The organism is Dyella sp. (assembly GCF_035685885.1).
In the GTDB taxonomy this organism is placed as follows: Bacteria; Pseudomonadota; Gammaproteobacteria; order Xanthomonadales; family Rhodanobacteraceae; genus Dyella.
Genome location: NZ_DASRZX010000043.1, coordinates 1 through 19,960, shown reverse-complemented (window position 1 = coordinate 19,960; position 19,960 = coordinate 1). Strand labels below are relative to the sequence as shown.

The 19,960-nt window shown below is 65.0% G+C and carries 21 protein-coding genes; 13 read left to right on the top strand and 8 right to left on the bottom strand.

The features are described from left to right. Positions 1 to 25 precede the first annotated feature (25 nt). Positions 26 to 1,015: a transcriptional regulator FtrA gene (gene ftrA, locus VFG49_RS05320; RefSeq protein ID WP_324858478.1), complete on the bottom strand. Its 990-nt coding sequence runs from the start codon at positions 1,013 to 1,015 to the stop codon at positions 26 to 28. 77 nt (positions 1,016 to 1,092) lie between these two features. On the opposite strand from ftrA, the gene VFG49_RS05315 reads away from it, so the two are divergent. The 5 genes from VFG49_RS05315 (at position 1,093) to VFG49_RS05295 (ending at position 5,233) form a co-directional block, all read left to right on the top strand. Continuing rightward, positions 1,093 to 1,488 carry a rhodanese-like domain-containing protein gene (locus VFG49_RS05315; RefSeq protein ID WP_324858477.1) on the top strand — a complete coding sequence of 132 codons (396 nt, stop codon included), beginning with the start codon at positions 1,093 to 1,095 and terminating at the stop codon, positions 1,486 to 1,488. Beyond that, positions 1,475 to 1,954: a GNAT family N-acetyltransferase gene (locus VFG49_RS05310; protein ID WP_324858476.1), complete on the top strand. Its 480-nt coding sequence runs from the start codon at positions 1,475 to 1,477 to the stop codon at positions 1,952 to 1,954. The genes VFG49_RS05315 and VFG49_RS05310 overlap by 14 nt, the downstream gene beginning before the upstream one ends. Positions 1,955 to 2,003: 49 nt before the next feature. Then, positions 2,004 to 2,309 (top strand): DUF1272 domain-containing protein, encoded by a 306-nt coding sequence (locus VFG49_RS05305; RefSeq protein WP_324858475.1) that lies wholly within the window; start codon positions 2,004 to 2,006, stop codon positions 2,307 to 2,309. A 104-nt stretch (positions 2,310 to 2,413) separates the two neighbouring features. Then, positions 2,414 to 4,597: a diguanylate cyclase domain-containing protein gene (locus VFG49_RS05300; protein ID WP_324858474.1), complete on the top strand. Its 2,184-nt coding sequence runs from the start codon at positions 2,414 to 2,416 to the stop codon at positions 4,595 to 4,597. Between the two features lie 51 nt (positions 4,598 to 4,648). Next, the gene (locus VFG49_RS05295; protein WP_324858473.1) at positions 4,649 to 5,233 is read left to right on the top strand and encodes a hypothetical protein; all 585 of its coding nucleotides are present in this window, start codon (positions 4,649 to 4,651) and stop codon (positions 5,231 to 5,233) included. A 6-nt stretch (positions 5,234 to 5,239) separates the two neighbouring features. Here the strand turns inward: VFG49_RS05295 and VFG49_RS05290 are convergent, their stop codons facing one another. Then, positions 5,240 to 6,571: an MFS transporter gene (locus tag VFG49_RS05290; RefSeq protein WP_324858472.1), complete on the bottom strand. Its 1,332-nt coding sequence runs from the start codon at positions 6,569 to 6,571 to the stop codon at positions 5,240 to 5,242. A 150-nt stretch (positions 6,572 to 6,721) separates the two neighbouring features. Between VFG49_RS05290 and cyoA the strand changes: the two genes are divergently transcribed. The 5 genes from cyoA to VFG49_RS05265 are packed head-to-tail and all read left to right on the top strand — an operon-like array spanning position 6,722 to position 11,512. After that, positions 6,722 to 7,669, top strand: a complete 948-nt coding sequence (cyoA, locus tag VFG49_RS05285) for a ubiquinol oxidase subunit II (RefSeq protein WP_324858471.1) — start codon at positions 6,722 to 6,724, stop codon at positions 7,667 to 7,669. A gap of 44 nt (positions 7,670 to 7,713) precedes the next feature. Beyond that, complete coding sequence (cyoB, locus tag VFG49_RS05280; protein WP_324858555.1) at positions 7,714 to 9,687, top strand: cytochrome o ubiquinol oxidase subunit I; 1,974 nt, start codon at positions 7,714 to 7,716, stop codon at positions 9,685 to 9,687. Then, the gene (gene cyoC, locus VFG49_RS05275) at positions 9,680 to 10,318 is read left to right on the top strand and encodes a cytochrome o ubiquinol oxidase subunit III (RefSeq protein WP_324858470.1); all 639 of its coding nucleotides are present in this window, start codon (positions 9,680 to 9,682) and stop codon (positions 10,316 to 10,318) included. The genes cyoB and cyoC overlap by 8 nt, the downstream gene beginning before the upstream one ends. Then, entirely contained in the window at positions 10,315 to 10,704 is a 390-nt protein-coding gene (cyoD, locus tag VFG49_RS05270) for a cytochrome o ubiquinol oxidase subunit IV (protein WP_324858469.1), read from the top strand. The genes cyoC and cyoD overlap by 4 nt, the downstream gene beginning before the upstream one ends. Positions 10,705 to 10,738: 34 nt before the next feature. Further along, on the top strand, positions 10,739 to 11,512 hold the full coding sequence (locus tag VFG49_RS05265; protein WP_324858468.1) for an SURF1 family protein: 774 nt from the start codon (positions 10,739 to 10,741) through the stop codon (positions 11,510 to 11,512). Between the two features lie 100 nt (positions 11,513 to 11,612). Here VFG49_RS05265 and VFG49_RS05260 read toward each other — a convergent pair whose 3' ends face one another. Next, a complete protein-coding gene (locus VFG49_RS05260; protein WP_324858467.1) occupies positions 11,613 to 12,158 on the bottom strand; it encodes a DUF2501 domain-containing protein in 546 nt (181 codons plus the stop codon). 136 nt (positions 12,159 to 12,294) lie between these two features. Here VFG49_RS05260 and VFG49_RS05255 point away from each other — a divergent pair, with 136 nt between their 5' ends. After that, positions 12,295 to 12,657, top strand: a complete 363-nt coding sequence (locus VFG49_RS05255; protein WP_324858466.1) for a hypothetical protein — start codon at positions 12,295 to 12,297, stop codon at positions 12,655 to 12,657. A gap of 135 nt (positions 12,658 to 12,792) precedes the next feature. Next, positions 12,793 to 13,197 (top strand): hypothetical protein, encoded by a 405-nt coding sequence (locus tag VFG49_RS05250; protein WP_324858465.1) that lies wholly within the window; start codon positions 12,793 to 12,795, stop codon positions 13,195 to 13,197. Positions 13,198 to 13,315: 118 nt separating this feature from the next. Here the strand turns inward: VFG49_RS05250 and eda are convergent, their stop codons facing one another. The 4 genes from eda to zwf all read right to left on the bottom strand — a co-directional run bounded on the left by eda (position 13,316) and on the right by zwf (position 18,260). Next, positions 13,316 to 13,963, bottom strand: a complete 648-nt coding sequence (eda, locus tag VFG49_RS05245) for a bifunctional 4-hydroxy-2-oxoglutarate aldolase/2-dehydro-3-deoxy-phosphogluconate aldolase (RefSeq protein WP_324858464.1) — start codon at positions 13,961 to 13,963, stop codon at positions 13,316 to 13,318. Between the two features lie 111 nt (positions 13,964 to 14,074). Beyond that, positions 14,075 to 15,892, bottom strand: a complete 1,818-nt coding sequence (edd, locus tag VFG49_RS05240) for a phosphogluconate dehydratase (protein WP_324858463.1) — start codon at positions 15,890 to 15,892, stop codon at positions 14,075 to 14,077. A gap of 65 nt (positions 15,893 to 15,957) precedes the next feature. Next, a complete protein-coding gene (gene pgl / locus VFG49_RS05235) occupies positions 15,958 to 16,671 on the bottom strand; it encodes a 6-phosphogluconolactonase (protein WP_324858462.1) in 714 nt (237 codons plus the stop codon). A 122-nt stretch (positions 16,672 to 16,793) separates the two neighbouring features. Next, on the bottom strand, positions 16,794 to 18,260 hold the full coding sequence (gene zwf / locus VFG49_RS05230) for a glucose-6-phosphate dehydrogenase (protein WP_324858461.1): 1,467 nt from the start codon (positions 18,258 to 18,260) through the stop codon (positions 16,794 to 16,796). A 219-nt stretch (positions 18,261 to 18,479) separates the two neighbouring features. Between zwf and VFG49_RS05225 the strand changes: the two genes are divergently transcribed. Beyond that, entirely contained in the window at positions 18,480 to 19,232 is a 753-nt protein-coding gene (locus VFG49_RS05225) for a GntR family transcriptional regulator (RefSeq protein ID WP_324858460.1), read from the top strand. Positions 19,233 to 19,347: 115 nt separating this feature from the next. Here VFG49_RS05225 and VFG49_RS05220 read toward each other — a convergent pair. Further along, the coding region (locus VFG49_RS05220; protein WP_324858459.1) for a hypothetical protein at positions 19,348 to 19,960 on the bottom strand (613 nt) is incomplete at its 5' end.

Sequence of the window (19,960 nt, the reverse complement as noted above, 5' to 3'; positions counted from 1 at the left end):
AAGGGCGGCACGAACTCCGCCAAGGCTAGCGGGCGTGTGTGAAACGTTCGCGATAGCGCGCCGGGCTCAGCTGCAGATGATGGCGGAAGTGGTGGCGCAGTGTATCGGCACTGCCAAAACCGCAGACATCCGCGACGCGTTCCACCGGCAGGTCGCTGCCTTCCAGCAGTTCGCGCGCGCGGTTGAGCCGCTCGCGGGTGAGCCATTGCTTGGGCGAGCAACCGGTGGCTTCCTCGAAGCGGCGTAACAGGGTGCGTTCGCTCATGCGCGCACGCTCGGCGAGTTCGGGCAATGGCAGCGGCTGGTCCAGATGACGTCGCATCCATTCGAGCAGCTTGCCCAGTGTTGCGCCTTGTTCGGGAACGGCCCACTGGATGAATTGCGCCTGCCCGCCATCGCGATGCGCCGGCACCACAGCGCGGCGCGCCACCATGTTGGCGACCGCAGGACCGTAATCGCGTCGGATCAGATGCAACGAGAGATCGATCGCCGCCGCGGATCCCGCCGAGGTGAGCAGGCTGCCTTCGTCCACGTAAAGCACGTCGGGCTCGATGCGGATGCGCGGAAAACGCTGCGCCAGCGCATCGATGTATCGCCAGTGCGTAGTCGCGCGGCGTCCGTCCAGCAGGCCGGTGGCGGCGAGCACGAACACGCCCGAGCAGAACGACAGCAGGCGTGCGCCACGCGCATGTGCCTCGCGCAGGGCATCGAGCAGCACGGGCGGCGGCGCGGCGTCCACGCCACGCCAGCCCGGCACGATCACCGTGCCTGCGGTGGCCAGCGCTTCGAGCCCGTTGTCCGCCAGCACGCGCATGCCGCCGGCGGCCCGCATTTCGCCGGCGTCCACCGCGCAGAGGCCGAAGCGGTACCACTCCGGCAGTTCCGGACGCGAGAGGCCGAACATTTCCACGGCGATACCGAACTCGAAGGTGCACAGGCCGTCGTACATCAGCACCGCCACGTCGCGGTTCTGCGGTACCCATGGACGTCTGGAACGCTTTGGCGGATTTTTCATGGTGACTGGCATTCTTGCCAATGTCGGCGGTTGGCACCAGTGCCGATACTGGCGCCGTCCCTTAACGACGAGTCGCCATGAGCAGTGTCGTCCAGCGTTTTCCCGCCGCCGCCAGCACCGATGCGCTGGCCCATTTCCAGGCCCGGCTGGGCTTTGAGACCGATTGCGCCGACGTGTATTACGCCACGCACCACGAGACGGCCGACTTCATCCTGCTCGATGTGCGCACGCCCGCGCTTTACGCCGCCGGCCGCGTGCCCGGCGCCCTCAACATGCCCACGCGCACGATCAGCGAGCAGCGCCTCACCGAGTATCCGGCGCACACCTTGTTCGTCGTCTATTGCGCCGGCCCTCACTGCAACGGCGCCAACAAGGCCGCGGTGAAGCTGGCGCAGCTCGGTCGTCCGGTGAAGGAGATGATCGGCGGCCTCACCGGCTGGCTGGACGAGGGCTTTGGCCTTGAGCGCGGCTGAAGACGGAGCGCTGGCGATACGCCGGGCGCGAATCGCGGACATACCCGATCTGGTCGAACTGTGCGCATCCCATGCCGCCTACGAGCGACTGCCCCATGCGAAGGCACTGCGTATCGATGCGCTGGCCCGCGCCCTGCAAGGCGATCCGCCGCAGCTCCATGCATGGCTGGCCTTCGTGGGCAGCCATGCAGTTGGCTACGCCAGCGCGACGCTGGATTTCTCCACGCTCGACCGTGCAAGCCAGCTGCACATGGACTGCCTCTACGTGGCCGACGGCTGGCGCCAGCGCTCGATCGGCGCCCGACTGTGGGAACAGGTGCATGCGCTCGCACGTGAGCTGGATTGCCACGCCATCGAATGGCAGACACCGTCATGGAACACGGACGCCGCGCGCTTCTATGGCCGGCTCGGCGCCACGGAGATGGCCAAACGGCGCTTTCGCTTTCTTCTTCCGCACAATGACTGACGGTCATGGGAAGCACCGTGCAAAGATGCGATTCTCCCGGAGAGATCCCATGCTGGAACTTCGCCCCACCTGCGAGCAATGCAACAAGCCGCTGCCGCCTGCGTCCACCGACGCGATGATCTGCTCCTTCGAATGCACGTTTTGCCGTGATTGCGTCGCGCTGCTGCACGACGTCTGCCCCAACTGCGGTGGCGGCTTCGTGCCCAGGCCGATCCGGCCCGCGCTTGAATGGCGACCCGGCGCCACGCTGGCGCGCCACCCGGCCACGACTCATGTGACCTGGAAACCCGTCGACCTCGCGGCGCATGCCGCGTGGGCGGTGAGCGCGCGCAAACTGCCACCCGAACAACGCTGAACCTCCTGCAGCCGCACGTGCCGCGCTGCACGACGACAGATCGTTGACGCCGCGCGTCCTAAAGATGGGTGAGCCTCGCACGGTCGGCCATCATCACCGCATCCATGTCCACGCACGCAAGACACTCCAGCCACCGGCCGTGGAACGGGCCGGTCGTGGTGGTCACGCTGTTCGTGCTGGTGCTGGTCACCTCGGCAGGCCCGCTGTGGCTTGCCCGGCATGTCGGCAGTCTCCTGCCTATCTGGGTGCCCAACGGCATCGTGGTGGGCAGCTTGCTGGTCATGAGCCGCCGACGGTGGCCTTGGCCCGTCGCAGCGGCGTTCGTGGCGCTGGCGCTCGGCGAGGTCATCACGCATGGCGGGCCGCGCGAAACCAATGTGCTGTCAGGCCTGGCGCTGGCTGCCGGTGACTGCATCGAGATACTGATCGTGGCGAGCCTGATCCGGCGTGCGTTTCCGCGCATCGCCGACGACACGCAATTCCTGCTGCTTGGCCGTATCGCGCTGGGCGCTACCCTTTTGGGCAGCGTGGTTTCGGCGTTGCTGGCCGCGGTCGAGCTGGAGACGGCGCACGACGTGTCGTTCTGGCTGACCGCCAACACCTGGTTCCGTGCCCACGTGTTGGGCATGGTGATCGTGGGCACGCTTTCGCTGGTGACTGTCCGGCGCGGCCTGCGCGTGTTGGGCGAACCCGGGCGCCGGCTGCGCATGCTGCGCGATGCGAGCCTGCTGGTGCTGGTCGCGGTCGTCGTGTTCGGGCAGTCGCGCTACCCCCTGCTGTTCGTGGTATTCGCGCCGCTGCTCTACATGGTCTTTCAGCATCGCTTCCCCGGGTTGGTGATCGGCATTGCGCTGGTGGCGCTGGTCACCACCTTCGCCACCGCGCTGGGACATGGTCCGTTCGACCTTATTCCGGATGCCAGCGCCAGCGAGCGAGCGCTGCTCGCGCAGATCTACCTTGGGGTGCTGTGCGTGGTGGCCGTGCCGGTGGCGTTGGCCCTGGCCGATCGTCGCCGGCTGGCCCGGCAGGTGGGCGACAGCGAAAACCGCTATCGCCTGTTGGCGGACTATGCGAGCGACCTCGTCCTGCGCATCGCCCGCGACGGCACGCGGCGCTACGTGTCGCCTTCGGTCAAGGACATGCTCGGCTGGGAAGTCGCAGAGTTCACCCAGTTGCGCGGCCAGCTGATCCATCCCGATGACCGTGAAATCACGTTCGAGGCAGCCGAGCGCTTGTGGGAAACCGGCCGCCCATCGCTCACGCGCTATCGGTTGCGTCGCCGCTCGGGCGAGTACATGTGGATCGAAGCCCTGGCGCGGGTCGCGCCCAGTCCCGACCACGAGGGCGAGATGGAACTGGTTTACACCGGCCGCGATGTCACGGAAGACGTAGAGGCCGAACAGAGGCTCGCGGAAAGCGAGAAACGCCTGCGCACCATTACCGACAACATGCCGGCCATCATCGCGCACGTGGACCTGCAGCAACGCTATACCTTCGTCAACGGTTACGTGGGCGAAGTGGTGGGCATCGATCCCGAAAAGATGCTGGGCCGGACCATCGAGGATGTTCGCGGCGCCGAGGCGTACGCGCTGCTGGAACCGCATATCACGCTGGCACTGTCGGGCACGGTGACCACGTTCGAGTACGACGCCGACTATGGCAAGGGACGGCGCTATTTCCAGACCACTTATCTGCCGGCGACCTCAGCCACCGGCGAACGCAACGGCATGTACATCCTGACCACCGACGTCACCCGCATCAAGCAGGCCGAGCAGCAGCTGGCCATCCTCGCGCGCCAGGACACGCTCACCGGCATCCCCAACCGGCTCTCGTTCCGCGAAGGCATCGAGCTGTCGATCCAACGTGCCTCGCTCACGCACGCGCCGCTGCTGTTGATGCTGATCGACATCGACCACTTCAAGCAGATCAACGACACCTATGGCCATGCCGCCGGCGACGAGGCGTTGTGCGCAGTCGCCGCGCGCCTGAAATCCTGCGTGCGGCGCACCGACCTGCTCGCACGGCTGGGCGGCGACGAGTTCGTGATCCTTTGCCACGACATCGAAAGCGTCGCCGACGCCGAGGCGCTGGCGCGAAAGATCGAAGAGGCCATGCAGCCGCCAGTAATGATCGACACCAAGTCGCTGCAGGTATCGCTGAGCATCGGTCTTGCACTGCATCGCAACGTCACTTCCGCCGATGCCCTGCTGCACCTCGCCGATGAAGCGCTGTACGACGCCAAGGCACGCGGGCGCGCACGCTACCGCATCAGCGCCAGCGGCATCTGACGAACGCGGACAAACGAAGGGGACCGGCATGCGCAACGGGAAACGACCGCCATGAATCCAGACCTGCTCTATCCCCATATCCGCGTGGTGCTGAGCATCATCCTCGGCATGGGCATCACCACGCTGCTGAGTGGCCTGGCATCGGTGATCGAGCATCCCCGGCGCTACGGCTGGTCGTGGATCCACATGACATGGGCGGCGTGGGCATTCCTGTCCATCGTCACCTTCTGGTGGTGGGAGTTTCGTCTTACCCAGGTCACCTTGTGGACCTTTGGCAAGTACGTATTCGTCATCGCCTATTGCGCCACCTACTTCATGGTGTCGACGCTGCTGTTCCCCAAGGACGTACGCGAGTACGGCAGCTACGAGCACTACCTGATCCAACGTCGCGGCTGGTTCTTCGGCATGATCGCGCTGATCACGCTGATGGACTTGGCAGACACCACGCTCAAGGGCGAAAGCCGCTGGCACATGCTGGGCCACGCGTATCCGGTGCACACGGTGTTGATGCTGGTGATCGCGGGCCTCGGCGCGTGGCTCGCCAGCCGCCGGGCGCAACTGATCATCGCCCTGTTCGCGCTGGCCTACCAGGTCGTCTACTTCACCGCCGAGTACCTTACCCTCGGCGTCGATTGATCGCACTCATTCGCGCGCGGCGAGCGCCCGGTTCACGCGCAACGCGAGCAGCGTGCATATCACGCCCGACAGCAGGTACGCGCTGACCGCCACCAGCCCGAAGCGCACCGACAGGCTCAACGCAACCAGCGGTGCAAACGCCGCACCGATCAGCCAGGCAAAGTCGGTGGTGAGCGCCGCGCCGGCATAACGCAGGCGCATTTCGAAATTGGATGTCACGCTGCCGGCTGCCTGTCCGTAGGACAGGCCCAGTCCGCCGAAGCCCAGGATGATGAAGGCATCCTGGCCCAGCTTGCCGCCGCCCAGCAGCCACGGCGAGATCAGCGCGAAGATCGCTATCAGCGCAGCCATGATGCCCAGCGTGGTGCGACGTCCGATGCGGTCGGCCATCACGCCGGAGATGATCATGCCGAGGATGCAGGCGAAGGCACCGATGATCTCGGCCACCAGCACGGCGTTCACCGACTGCGTGGACTGAAGCACGATCCACGACAGCGGGAAAATGGTGACGAGGTGGAACAGCGCATAGCTGGCCAGCGCCGCGAACGCTCCGATGAAGATGTTGTAGCCCTGCGTGCGCAGGATCTCGATGGCGCCAATGGGCTCCAGCTCGCGCTCTTCCATGGCCACCGTGTATTCCTCGGTCACCACCAGCCGCAGCCGCGCGAACAGCGCCACCACGTTGATGGCGAACGCCACGAAGAACGGATAGCGCCAGCCCCAGTCGATGAAGTCGACCTCGGACAGGTTGGCGTGCAGGAACAGGAACAGCGTGCCTGCCACCAGAAAACCGATCGGCGCGCTCAGCTGGCCCAGCATGGCGTACCAGCCGCGCTTTTGCGGTGGTGTGTTGAGCGCCAGCAGCGATGGCAGGCCGTCCCACGAACCACCCAGGGCAATGCCCTGCAACAGGCGGAACAGCACCAGCAGGCCGATCGCCCACGTGCCGATGTCCTTGTAGGGAGGCAGGAAAGCCATGCCGGCCGTGGCGCTGCCCAGCAGGAACAGCGCGATGGTGAGCTTGGTGCCGCGGCTCCAGCGACGCTGGAAATGCATGAAGAGCGCCGTGCCGAACGGCCGCGCGATGAAGGCCAGTGAAAATATCGTGAAGGCATACAGCATGCCGTCCAGTGCGCTGGCAAAGGGGAATAGCACCTGCGGAAACACCAGCACGCAGGAAATCCCGAACACGAAAAAGTCGAAATGCTCGGACGTGCGGCCGATGATCACGCCAACGGCAATTTCTCCCGGCGCCACCTTCGCGTGGGCTTGCAGCCGCCCGATCTCCTCGACCGAGGTGCCTTTCGTGCGTCCGTGTTCAGGGAAGGTGCTTGACATAGTCGTTACCTGGAAAGAGGGAGGATGTTGCGGCCGTCACTGGCACCGCCACGCCTCACGCGTCATGGGGATGCTGTCCTGGTTCCTGTTCCGCTGCACGGCGTACCCGTTTTTACATCCATAACATCGGTTGCGCCGTCGGTCATGTCTATGAAGGTATCTCGTGGACTGCTGCTAGCTGTCGTCATCCTGCTTGCGGGTTGCCAATCCGTGCTGATGTCGCCGTCGGGAGACCTGGCGGTACAGCAGCGCAACCTCATCATCACCTCGACCGTGTTGATGCTGCTCATCATCGTTCCGGTGATCGTGCTGACGCTGGTGTTCGCCTGGCATTTCCGCGCCTCCAACAAGAAGGCCACCTACGATCCGGAGTGGGAACACTCCACCATCCTCGAACTGCTGATCTGGTCCGCACCGTTGCTGATTATCATCGCGCTCGGTGCGATCACCTGGGTGAGCACGCACAAGCTTGATCCCTATCGTCCGCTCGATCGTCTCGCCGCTGGTCGTCCGATGCCTGCCGATGCCCGTCCGCTTACCGTGAACGTGGTGGCGCTCGACTGGAAATGGCTGTTCATATACCCCGAACAAGGCATTGCCACCGTGAACGAGCTGGCTGCGCCGGTGGACCGGCCGATCAAGTTCAAGATTACGGCCACCTCGGTGATGAACTCGTTCTTCATCCCCGCGCTCGCCGGGCAGATCTATGCGATGCCGGGCATGGAAACCAAGCTGCAGGCGGTGCTCAACAAGCCTGGCGATTTCCAGGGCTTCTCGGCCAACTACAGTGGCCACGGATTCTCCGGCATGCATTTCGTTTTCCATGGCATGAGCGAGGACGGCTTTGCGCAATGGGTACAGCAGGCCAAGGCCAACGGCAGCGATCTCAGCCGTGAGGTCTACGTGAAGCTGGCCGAACCCAGCGAAAACGAGCCGCCACGTTATTACGCCACCGTGGCGCCGGGCCTCTACCAGGCCATCCTCACGCGTTGCCTGGACCCGGACAGTCCTTCCTGCATGACGCACACGCGACCCGCGCGCAGTGGCGAGTCCACCGGCATGGCCGGCATGCCGATGCCTGCGGCCGAGTCCCATTGAAGGTGGTGTCCACGATGATCGCCCATATCGATCCCGCCAAGCTGATCTTCGGTCGCCTCACGCTCGCCTCGCTGCCCCTGCACGAGCCCATCGTGGTCTACACGTTCATTGGCGTGGCGCTCGGTGGCCTCGCGGTGCTGGGCGCCATCACTTACTTCAGGCTATGGGGTTACCTGTGGCGCGAGTGGTTCACCAGCATCGACCACAAGAAGATCGGCATCATGTACATGGTGCTTGGCTTCGTGATGCTGCTGCGTGGCTTCGCCGACGCGATCATGATGCGCGGCCAGCAGGCGATCGCGTTCGGCGGTTCCACTGGCTACCTGCCGCCGGAGCATTACGACCAGATCTTCACCGCGCACGGCGTGATCATGATCTTCTTTGTCGCCATGCCGATGGTGACGGGCCTGATGAACTTCGTGATGCCCCTGCAGATCGGCGCGCGCGACGTGGCGTTTCCGTTCCTCAACAACTTCAGTTTCTGGATGACGGTATCGGGCGCCATGCTGGTGATGGCGTCGCTGTTCATCGGCGAGTTCGCGCGTACCGGCTGGCTGGCGTATCCGCCGCTGTCCGACATCGCCTCCAGTCCCGATGCCGGGGTGGATTACTACATCTGGGCGCTGCAGATCGCGGGCGTGGGCACGTTGTTATCGGGCATCAACCTGCTGGTGACCATCATCAAGATGCGTGCGCCCGGCATGACCATGATGAAGATGCCGGTGTTCACCTGGACGGCGCTATGCACCAACGTGCTGATCGTCGCCGCATTCCCGGTGCTCACCGCCGTACTCGCGCTGCTGGCGCTGGATCGCTATGTGGGCACCAACTTCTTCACCACCGAGCTTGGCGGCAACGCCATGATGTACGTGAACCTGATCTGGATCTGGGGACATCCGGAGGTATACATCCTGGTGCTGCCGGTATTCGGCATCTATTCGGAAGTGACCGCCACCTTCAGCCGCAAGCCGCTGTTCGGCTACGCCTCGATGGTCTACGCCACGGTGGTGATCACGGTGCTGTCGTACCTGGTGTGGCTGCACCACTTCTTCACCATGGGGTCGGGCGCGAGCGTCAACTCGTTCTTCGGCATCACCACGATGATCATCTCGATCCCCACGGGCGCGAAGATCTTCAACTGGCTGTTCACCATGTATCGCGGCCGGGTGGTGTTCGACCTGCCGATGATGTGGACGGTGGCGTTCATGATCACCTTCGTGATCGGCGGCATGACCGGCGTGCTGCTGGCCGTGCCGCCCGCCGACTTCTCGCTGCACAACAGCCTGTTCCTGGTCGCGCACTTTCACAACGTGATCATCGGCGGCGTGCTGTTTGGCCTGTTCGCCGGCATCTATTACTGGTTTCCCAAGGCGTTCGGCTTCCGGCTCGATCCGTTCTGGGGCAAGTGCGCCTTCTGGTTCTGGGTGATCGGCTTCTATTTCGCCTTCATGCCGCTGTACGTGCTTGGGCTGATGGGCGTGACGCGGCGCCTCAACCATTTCGACGATCCGTCGTTGCAGATCTGGTTCGTGCTGGCCGCGTTCGGCGCCTTCCTGATCCTGCTTGGCATCGGCTGCATGCTGGTGCAGATAGCCGTGAGCATCATGCGCCGCGAGCAGCTGCGCGACGTGACCGGCGATCCGTGGGGCGGGCGCACCCTGGAATGGTCCACGTCTTCGCCGCCGCCGCCGTACAACTTCGCCTTCACGCCGCGCATCCACGATCACGATGCGTGGTGGATGATGAAGAAGTATCGCTATCAGCGGCCACTGGACGGCTATTTGCCCATCCACATGCCGCACAACACGCCGACCGGCATCATCCTGGGCGCCCTGAGCTTCGTCTTCGGCTTCGCGATGATCTGGTACATGTGGCTGGTCGCGGCCGTCGCTTTCGTGACGATGCTGGTAGTGGCCATTGCGCACACCTTCAACTACGACCGCGAGTACTACATACCGGCGGATGAAGTACGCCGCGTCGAACAAGCCCGCACGGAGCTCCTGGCCAGCCATGTCTGACATGACCACCTCGATGACCCCCGGAGGCGGACCCACGGAAGCGCTGCGCTTCCACGAGTCCAGGGATTACCACCCGGCCAATGGCACCCTGCTGGGCTTCTGGGTATACCTGATGAGCGACTGCCTCATCTTCGCCTGCCTGTTTGCCGCCTATGGCGTGCTGGGCCGCGAGTATGCCGGCGGCCCGACGGGACCCGAGGTGCTGGAACTTCCCACGGTGGCGCTCAACACCTCGCTGCTGCTGCTCTCCTCGATCACCTATGGCTTTGCCGTGCTGGAGATGCAGCGCGACCGCCAGAAGCCGATGATGTTGTGGCTGGTGATCACCGGCCTGCTCGGCGCGGGCTTCCTCACCATTGAATTGCGCGAATTTGCACACCTGATCGCCGAAGGCAACGGGCCGCAACGCAGTGCGTTCCTGTCGTCGTTCTTTACCCTGGTCGGCACGCACGGCCTGCACGTGACCTGCGGCATCCTGTGGCTGATCGTGCTGATGGTGCAGGTGGCAAAAAAGGGTCTGATCACCGCCAACAAGCGCCGGCTGATGTGCCTGTCGATGTTCTGGCACTTCCTCGACGTGGTGTGGGTGGGCGTCTTCAGTTTCGTCTACCTGATGGGAGTGCTGCCATGAGCGCGCACGAGGAAACGCAGCACGCCTACGACGATCACCATCACGACCACGACGACCTCGGCATCCACGCCACCTTCGGCGGCTACATGACCGGCTTCGTGCTGGCGGTGGTTCTCACCATCATCCCGTTCTGGGTGGTGATCGGCCATGTGTTCGACAAATCCAGCACGGCAGCCGTAGTCATCCTTGGGCTCGCGGCCGTGCAGATCGTGGTGCACATGATCTACTTCCTGCACATGAACACGAAATCCGAGGGCGGCTGGAACATGCTCGCGCTGGTGTTTACCATCGTGCTGGTGGTGATCACGCTCAGCGGATCGATCTGGATCATGTACCACCTCAACAACAACATGATGCCGCTGATGGATCCGTCGAACCTGCCATGATGCATCGCGCCTGTCTCCGCCTTTCGCTGCCCCGATGACCGACGAACCCAACCGCTCGCCGCGCGGCACTATCGCGCTGACCCTGTTTGCCTTGCTGGGCCTGGTGCTGTTCGCCGGCTTCGTCGCGCTCGGTACCTGGCAGGTTTACCGCATGGGATGGAAGCGCGAGCTGATCGAACGCGTGGATTCGCGCGTGCACGCTGCTGCGACGCCTGCGCCGGCAGAGAAGCAGTGGCCACAGGTCACCGTGGCATCCGACGAATACCGCCATGTGCAGCTGCAGGGACATTTCCTGCATGACAGACGCACGCTGGTATGGGCGTCCACCAACCTCGGCAGCGGTTATTGGGTCATCACGCCGCTGCAGCAGGACGATGGCTCGATCGTGCTGGTGAACCGCGGTTTCGTGCCGCCGGACTGGTGCGGCCTGACGGGCTCATGCGAGCCCGGCAGTGGCGGCGAGAGCACGGTGACCGGCCTGCTGCGCATGAGCGAAGGGCCCGTGGTGTTCCGCCACAATGATCCGGCGAAAAATAGTTGGTACACGCGTGACGTACCCGCGATGGCGAAGGCGCGCGCGCTGCAGCGTGTCGCGCCGTATTTCGTCGACCAGGATGCGGCGCCCGGCACATTGGACCAGGGCAAGCCCGTGTGGCCGCAGGGAGGACTCACGGTGATCGACTTTCCCAACAACCACCTGAGCTATCTCATCACCTGGTATGCGCTGGCCTTGATGGTGCTTGGCGCGGGCATCTACGTCGTGCGCGACGAGCGTCGGTTGCGCCGGAAGCACCCGACGCCATCGTAGGAGCGCACCCAGTGCGCGACCGCGGCGCGGAAGGGTGCAGCACTCTCATTCGTTCATCGCGCACTGGGTGCGCTCCTACAAAAGAAGCCGGCGGTGTCCCTTACATGTGCAGGAACGACTTGCCCTGCTTCAGCACGGTGTCGCACACCTTGGTGGTGAGTTGCGATTTCATGTCGCTGGAGCCACCGCCCAGGCTGTTGAGATCCATGCTCTGTCCGCTGCTGCCCTGCAGGATGCCCTTGGCGCCGCTGAGATAGCCAGGATCGCTGGTAGCGGCGCTGGAACCAGCCGCGGCGCTTGTATCGGTGCTCGACGTGGATTTTTTCTTGCCAGTCAGCTGTCCCATCATGTCGCTGGCGCTGGAACCCTGCTCGGCGCTGCTCGCGGCCGAACCGGAACCGCCGCCCAACTTTCCCATCAGCTGCTGCTGGATGCCCGACGCGCCGGAGTCGCCGCCGAGATAGTTGTTCTTCACGCAGTACTGCAGCAGGCCGGCCACGTTGCCCATGCTGCCCGAGGTCATGGAGCTGCCGCCGGGAACCATGCCGCCCAGCTTGCCCAGGTCCTGCGCGCTTCCGACGCTGCAGGCAAGGCTGAGTGCCACGGCCACGCAAGCCGTGCCGATGCCGTTGATACGCTTGTTCATGTCCGTCCCTCCGTCAGGTCCGCGCATTCAACACCTCGCGCCGTTAGCGTCGCGTCAGCACTGACCGCCTGTTCCGTTCGGGACGCTCGCGCCCTTAACATGGGCGGCGCTCACGCATCCCAAGGGAACTCGATCGATGACACGCCATGCCGCGTTCATGCTGCTCGCCACGTTGCTCGCCGGTTGCACCACCGCCAGCCATCTGCGCGATTCCCAGGCGACCGCGATGTACCGCGGCAACGGATCGGTGCAGGACATCGCCGCATGCGTCAGCGCCGCCTGGTCGCAAAAGCCGGTACACCTCGTAACGAACGTGCTCTATGGCGGCACGACCATCGAGATCCACATGAACGATCGCGCGCCGGCCGTCGCACTGGTGGACATCAAGCCCGTCAGCGACAAGACCGTGGCGAGTTATTACTCGTCCTTCAAGGACGACGACAGCTGGTATTTCGAGCAGATCGACCACTGCGTCACGGCGACGCCAGCGCCAAACTGAGCAGCGCCGCCCGACTCCACGGCGGCTTCACGAACGCGCCCGGATAGTGGCATCGCGGTACACGTTCCACCGTGTGACGCGAGGGGATCGACGCTTTGCCCCGGATTGCCGCCGACACTCACCGGAGTCGCCGCCATGGGATCGACGCAGAGACGAGAACGTGCCTGGGCCGCCGTCGTATTGTTCGTCGTCATTGCACTGACGGGATTCCGAAGCACGGCCTCCGAACGCATCAGCTTCGACAAGGGTGCGGACTCAACGACATTCACCGCGCAGCTGGGCGAGGGCCACGACTATGTGCTTGGCGCCCGGGCGGGACAGACGCTGGTGGTGACGCTCAAGGCGCCGGCTGGCGTGTACTTCAACGTGCTTCCGCCGGACGGCCAGGACGCCCTGACCAATACGTCCATCACCGGCGACGCGCAATGGAGCGGCGCACTGCCGCGCGATGGCAACTACGTCGTGCGCGTCTACCAGATGCGCGCCGCGTCGCGGCAGGGCAAGAACCCCAGTTTCACCATTACGCTTGCGGTGAAGTAGTTCTCGCGCCACGGCTTCTTCTGTAGGAGCGCACCCAGTGCGCGATCGCGGACCATGGAATCGCACGCTGGGTGTGCATGGCCGTTCGCGCACTGGGTGCGCTCCTACAGTCAGGTGCTTACAGGCGCTTCAACCCTGCCGCCTCGCGCGCCAGCAATTCGATGCCGGCCCAATCGCCGCCATGCAGCTTGTCCGCCGGGGTGAGCCACGAGCCGCCCACGCAGATCACGTTGGGCAGTGACAGGAAATCCGGCGCGCTCGCCAGCGTGATGCCGCCGGTCGGGCAGAACTTCATCTGCGGCAGCGGACTGGCCCACGCGCCCAGCAGCTTGTGCCCGCCGGCCGGCACGGCAGGAAAGAACTTCACGTGGCGGTAGCCGCGTTCGAGCAACGTCATCACTTCACTGGCGGTGGCCGTGCCCGGCAGCAGGGGCAGCTCGCTGTCGTCGGCGGCATCCAGCAGGCCCGGCGACACGCCCGGCGACACCGCGAAGCGTGCGCCGGCCTTGTGTGCGGCGCGCAGGTCCTTGGCGCTGAGCACGGTGCCCACGCCCACCACGGCGCCTTCCACTTCCTCGGCGATGGCCCGGATGGCATCGAGTGCAGCCGGCGTACGCAGCGTGATCTCGATGGCAGGCGTACCGCCGGCCACCAACGCGCGCGCCATCGGCACCGCGGCGCGTGCGTCCTCGATGATCACCACCGGCACCACGGGTGCCAGGCGCAAGGTGGCTTCAACCTGAATCTGCTTTTGTTCGATGCTCATGGCGTTCCGTGAAATCGAATTGGGATTGAACGTTTCAGAAGAACCGTCATCCCGGCGTAGGCGGGAATGACGAACATGGTTCGGCGCCTTGGAGGTCACTGCGTGCGTGCATCAAAACACGCCCGCGCCAAGATCGGCGGTAGTGGCGTTGCGACGGAACAGGCCAAACAGGTCGCGGCCCATGCCGAACTGGTGTGCCGACAGGTCCGCCGTTGCAGGTACGCGCGCAGCGAACTCCGCCGCATCCACCAGCACGTCCACCTGTCCGTTCACGGCATCAAGCCGCACGATGTCGCCGTCGCGGATGCGCGCGATGGCGCCGTTGTCCTGCGCCTCCGGCGTCACGTGGATGGCGGCCGGCACGCGACCGGACGCGCCCGACATGCGGCCGTCGGTGAGCAGCGCGATCCGGTGGCCGCGATCCTGCAGCACGGAGAGGGTCGGCGTGAGCTTGTGCAGTTCGGGCATGCCGATGGCCTGCGGGCCCTGGAAGCGCACCACGGCAACGAAATCGCGGTTGAGATCACCACGCTCGAAGGCCTTGCGCACATCGTCCTGGTCATGGAACACGATGGCCGGCGCCTCGATCACCAGGCGATCGTCCGGCACCGACGATACCTTGATCACCGCACGGCCGAGGTTGCCGCTCAGCATGCGCAGGCCGCCGTCGGCACGGAACGGTTCGGCGATGCCGCGCAGCACGCCGCGATTGCCGCTCTCCTTCGAGACGGGCTTCCACGCCAGCGCGCCGTGGTCGTCCAGCTGCGGCACCTGCGTATAGCCGTCCAAACCGGTGCCGAACACCGTGCGCACGTCGGCGTGCAGCAGGCCCTCGCTCAACAACTGATCGATCAGGAAGCCCATGCCGCCGGCCTCGTGGAACTGGTTCACGTCGGCATAGCCATTGGGATACACGCGCGCCAGCAGCGGAATCACCGAGGAGAGCGCGTCGAAATCGTCCCAGCGCAGCTCGATGCCCGCGGCGCGTGCAATCGCCACGAGGTGCAGCAGGTGATTGGTGGAACCGCCCGTGGCATGCAGGCCGATCACGCCATTGAGGATGGCGCGCTCGTCGATGATGTGACCCAGCGGGAGATGCGCCGAGCCCGGCGCGCTCAACTCGGCCACACGTAGCACGGCCTCGCGCGTCAGCGCGTCGCGCAGCGGCGTATCCGGCGCGACGAAGCTGGAACCCGGCAGGTGCAGGCCCATGATCTCCATCAGCATCTGGTTGGAGTTGGCGGTGCCGTAGAAGGTGCAGGTGCCGGCCGCGTGATAGGACGCCGCTTCGGCTTCAAGCAGTTCGGCCTTGGTTGCCTTGCCCTCGGCATAGGCCTGGCGCACTTTCGATTTCTGCTCGTTGCTGATGCCGCTGGGCATCGGACCGCTGGGCACGAAGATGCCAGGCAGATGGCCAAAGCTCAGTGCGCCGATCAGCAGGCCCGGCACGATCTTGTCGCAGATGCCGAGGTACAGCGCGCCATCGAACATGTCGTGCGAGAGCGACACGGCGGTGGCCATCGCAATCAGGTCGCGCGAGAACAGCGAGAGCTCCATGCCGGCGCGGCCCTGCGTGATGCCATCGCACATCGCCGGCACGCCGCCGGCCATCTGCGCGGTGATGCCCGCTTCGCGCGCGATGTTGCGGATCAGCTCGGGGTAGCGCTCATACGGCTGGTGCGCCGAGAGCATGTCGTTGTACGCGTTGATGATGCCGAGGTTGGGCGTGTGGCCTTCGCGCAGTCGCTCCTTGTCGGTGGTTCCGCAGGCGGCGAAGCCGTGGGCGAGGTTGCCACAGGAAAGGCGCTCGCGATGCACGCCGCCGCTCTGCGCGCCGTCGATGCGGCGCAGGTAATCGGCACGCGATTCGCGGCTGCGCTCGCGCAGGCGTTCGGTGACTTCGGCAAGGACAGGATGAAGCACGCTCATGAAGGAAACTCCGGAGAATCAGCCGGCGCGCGGGGCGCGCCAATCAACCAAGGAAGGCAGGTGCCTCAGGGACACCAATAGACGGCAACGGGCACGCGCTGCTGGGTCAGCACCGCGCGTACCGGGAAGTTGGCCGCCTCGCCCAGGCCAAGCCGCGCGTCAGCCAGCAGCTGTCGCTTGGTTTCGCCTTCGATGTGCAGATACAACGCACGTGTCTGCAGCAGCGCGGACAACGTGAAGGTGATGCGCGGCTCGCCGGCGCCGGGTGCGCGCATCGGCAGCACGCGTGCCTCGCCGTTGGCATCCAGTGCCTCGGGCAGGCGATCGCCATCCGGGAAGAACGATGCGGTGTGGCCGTCGTTGCCCATGCCCAGCACCACCGCATCGAACGGCAGGGCCAGCGAGGCCATGCGCGTGCGCAAGGTGGCCAGGCCGGCCTCGGGCGTGGGTGCATCGGTATACAGCGGCACGAACTGCGCGGCGCTGGCTTCGTGCTGCAGCAGCAGCGCCTTCAACATGCCCGCGTTGGAACGTTCATGGGTTTCGGGCACCCAGCGCTCGTCCACCAGCGTGATCTGCACCTTGGCCCAGTCCAGCGACTGTCGCGAAAGACGCTCGAAGAAATGGCGCGGCGTGCTGCCGCCGGATACTGCCAGCAAGGCGTGGCCGCGCTCGGCGATGCTTTCGCGCAGGCGTTCGGCGACGCGCTCGGCCAGCGCTGCGGCGAGGGCATGGCAATCGGTGAAGCTGTGGGTAGTGATGTTCAGGATCTCAGGCATGGCGGAAGCAAAGCTAGGCTGCGCGGATGACACACGCGTGGCGAGGGAAAGAGTCTAGGCGAGTGACCGCCACGCACAGGTGAAACACCCGTGCATGGTGCTCGACGGTGTTGAACCGCGGCTTATTCACTGTCCTCGTTCCAGGTGCGGCCATCACGCTCGATCAGCGCCACCGCTGCACTCGGACCCCACGTGCCCGACGTGTACGGACGCGGCGACTCGCCACTGTCGCCCCAAGCGGCAAGGATCGGATCGGCCCACTGCCATGCGGCCTCCACTTCGTCGCGGCGCATGAACAGCGTGGGATTGCCGCGCACCACGTCGAGGATCAACCGCTCGTAGGCATCCGGCTGCTGCACGCCGAACGCTTCGGCAAAGCTCATGTCCAGCGACACGTGGCGCAGGCGCAAGCCGCCCGGCCCCGGATGCTTGATGGTCACCCACAGCTTGATGTTCTCGTCCGGCTGCAGTCGCAGCACCAGGCGGTTCTGCGCCAGCGGGCCGGCTGAAGCGTCGAAGATCGAGTGCGGCACGGGCTTGAACACCACCACGATCTCGGACACGCGCTCGGGCAAGCGCTTGCCGGTGCGCAGGTAGAACGGCACGCCGGCCCAGCGCCAGTTGGCGATCTCGGCCTTCAGCGCCACGAACGTCTCGGTGTGCGACTTGTGGTCCTTCAGTTCGTCGAGATAGCCAGGCACGCTCTGGCCTTCGGCGGCGCCGGCGCGGTACTGGCCGCGCACGGTGAGCTGCGCGGCATTGCTTTCATCGATGTGCTTGAGCGAGCGCAGCACTTTGAGCTTCTCGTCGCGCACGGCATCGGGCGAAAGCGAGGAGGGCGGCTCCATCGCCACCATGCACAACAGCTGCAGGATGTGGTTCTGCACCATGTCGCGCAGCGCGCCGGCATGGTCGTAGTAGCCCGCGCGCTGGCCCACGCCCAGCGTTTCGGCCACGGTGATCTGCACGTGGTCGATGTGCTCGGCGTTCCACAGCGGCTCGAACAGGATGTTGCCGAAGCGCAGCGCCAGCAGGTTCTGCACCGTCTCCTTGCCGAGGTAGTGGTCGATGCGGAAGGTCTGCGATTCGTCGAACACGCGACCCACGGCGTCGTTGATCTGGTTGGCGCTCTTCAGGTCGCGGCCGATCGGCTTCTCCAGCACCACGCGCGCCTTGCCCTGGTTGAGCTCGTGCGCACCCAGGCGATTGCAGATGTCCACGAACAGGTCGGGCGAGGTGGAGAGATAGAACACGCGCACGTGGTCGGGCTGCTCGCCGATCAGCGCGGCGAAATCGTCCCAGCCCTCGTCCTTGCGCGCATCCAGCGGACGGTAGTGCACCAGCTTGAGGAAGTCGTCGATCTTGGTCTTGTCGCCGCCGTTCTCCTGCAGCGCCTTGCGCGCATGGACGCGGTAACCGTCGTCATCGAGCCCTTCGCGGGCGATGCCGATGATGCGGCTGGTCCCGGGAACCTGGCCGTCCACGTAGCGGTGGTACAGCGCCGGCAGCAGCTTGCGAACGGCGAGGTCGCCGGTTCCGCCGAAAATCACCAGGTCGAAGGCGTCGACCGGTTGGGGAGAAGCACTCACTTCAGTCACCTCAAGGCGATGCGGGAAGCGGCGCGTGGCATGCATACCACGCGCCATGCCTGTCGATCGTACCAGTGACATACCAGACAACACCAGTTCCTCCTGGCCGCCTCGCCAGGCGCTTCAGGACAATGATCGGGGTGTGAAATTGGTACGACCGCGAAATCGCGCCAGAACGGCCGATTGCCAGATTGGTATGGTCATTGGTATCGTTTGCCCATGGAAACCGCCCTCGTCAACGAATACCGCCGGCTCAGCCGCGACCCGGCCGTCAGCCAGCCGCTGGCCTATCTGCGCCTGCGTCGCGCCATCCGCAACGTGGTGGAACACCGAGATATCGAGCCGGGGCAGGCGTTGCCGAGCGAGCGCGATCTTTCGCGCCTGCTGCAGCTGTCGCGCGTGACGGTGCGCAAGGCCATCGCCGGCCTGGTCGAAGAGGGTCTGCTGAACCAGCGCCACGGCGCCGGCACCTTCGTGGCCGAACGCATCATCAAGCCGATGTCGCGCCTCACCAGCTTCACCGAAGACCTGCGTGCCCGCGGGCTCAATCCGCGTTCGGAGTTTTTCGAGCGCAGCATCGGCGAAGTGACGCCGGAAGAATCGATGGCGCTGAACCTCTCGCCCGGCGTGCTGGTCGCGCGCCTGTATCGCGTGCGCTATGCCAAGGAAGAACCGCTGGCCATCGAGCGCAGCGTAGTGCCCGCCAGCATCCTGCCCGACCCGACGATCGTGCACGACTCGCTGTACCAGATCCTCGAAACGCTGGGCGCTCGCCCGCGCCGCGCATTGCAGCGCCTGCGCGCCGTATCGCTGGGCGCCCAACAGGCGCGCCTGCTGCACGTGCCCGCCGGCAGCGCCGGCCTCAACATCGAGCGCCGCAGCTTCCTGGAAGATGGCCGCGTGGTGGAATTCACCACGTCCTGGTATCGCGGCGACATCTACGACTTCGTGGCGGAGCTGCAGACGGACTGAGCATCATGCGAGCAGGCCAGCGCATCCGCAGGAGTCTGGCATGAGCCTCGTAGTTGCAGCCCCCCCTGCACCATTGCAGCCTTTCATGGCGAGCAACGGTGGGACATCACCTGACTCAGGGCGATTGCCCATCCGCACCGTAGATCACGCCACGGCACACGTCCGGGCGGCTATCGGAATCATCAACATCGTCGTCGAGCAAGGGCGTGCTGGCGCAGCGCATGCCGTCCGCGGCGTCCGACGATGGATCGAATTCTTTCCACCACACGGCCCGCCGATCGGGTAGCACGAGCCAGTAGATGGGCGACCGACCCTCCTCAACCATCACCGCATCGCGCAGGGATGAGGAAGCCGCTTCCAGTTCCGCCAACTTGCCCAAGGCGTGCATCTGATCGACGAACTGCTGCACTAGCCTGGCCCGTGGCCATGCGTCGGCATAGCCATGGCGCACGCGGAAGTCCCGCTGCGGGTAGCGCAGGATGCGTGCCTGCAAGGTCGGTGTCGAAGCCACCAGCTCCAGCATCTGGCGCAACCGGATCGCCGATCCTTCGTCCTTCAGCCGGGTTCCATCAAGCGCGAGTCGCGCGTCGATCTGCAGGTTCGATGGTCCGCCGGGAAGGTGCATGACGGCATCGACGTGGGGACCTTCAAACGACACGATCGAAATCTCGGTGACATCCAGCTGTGCCTGCAGTGCGTGCAGCGCATCGGGCGCCTGGGATTCGACC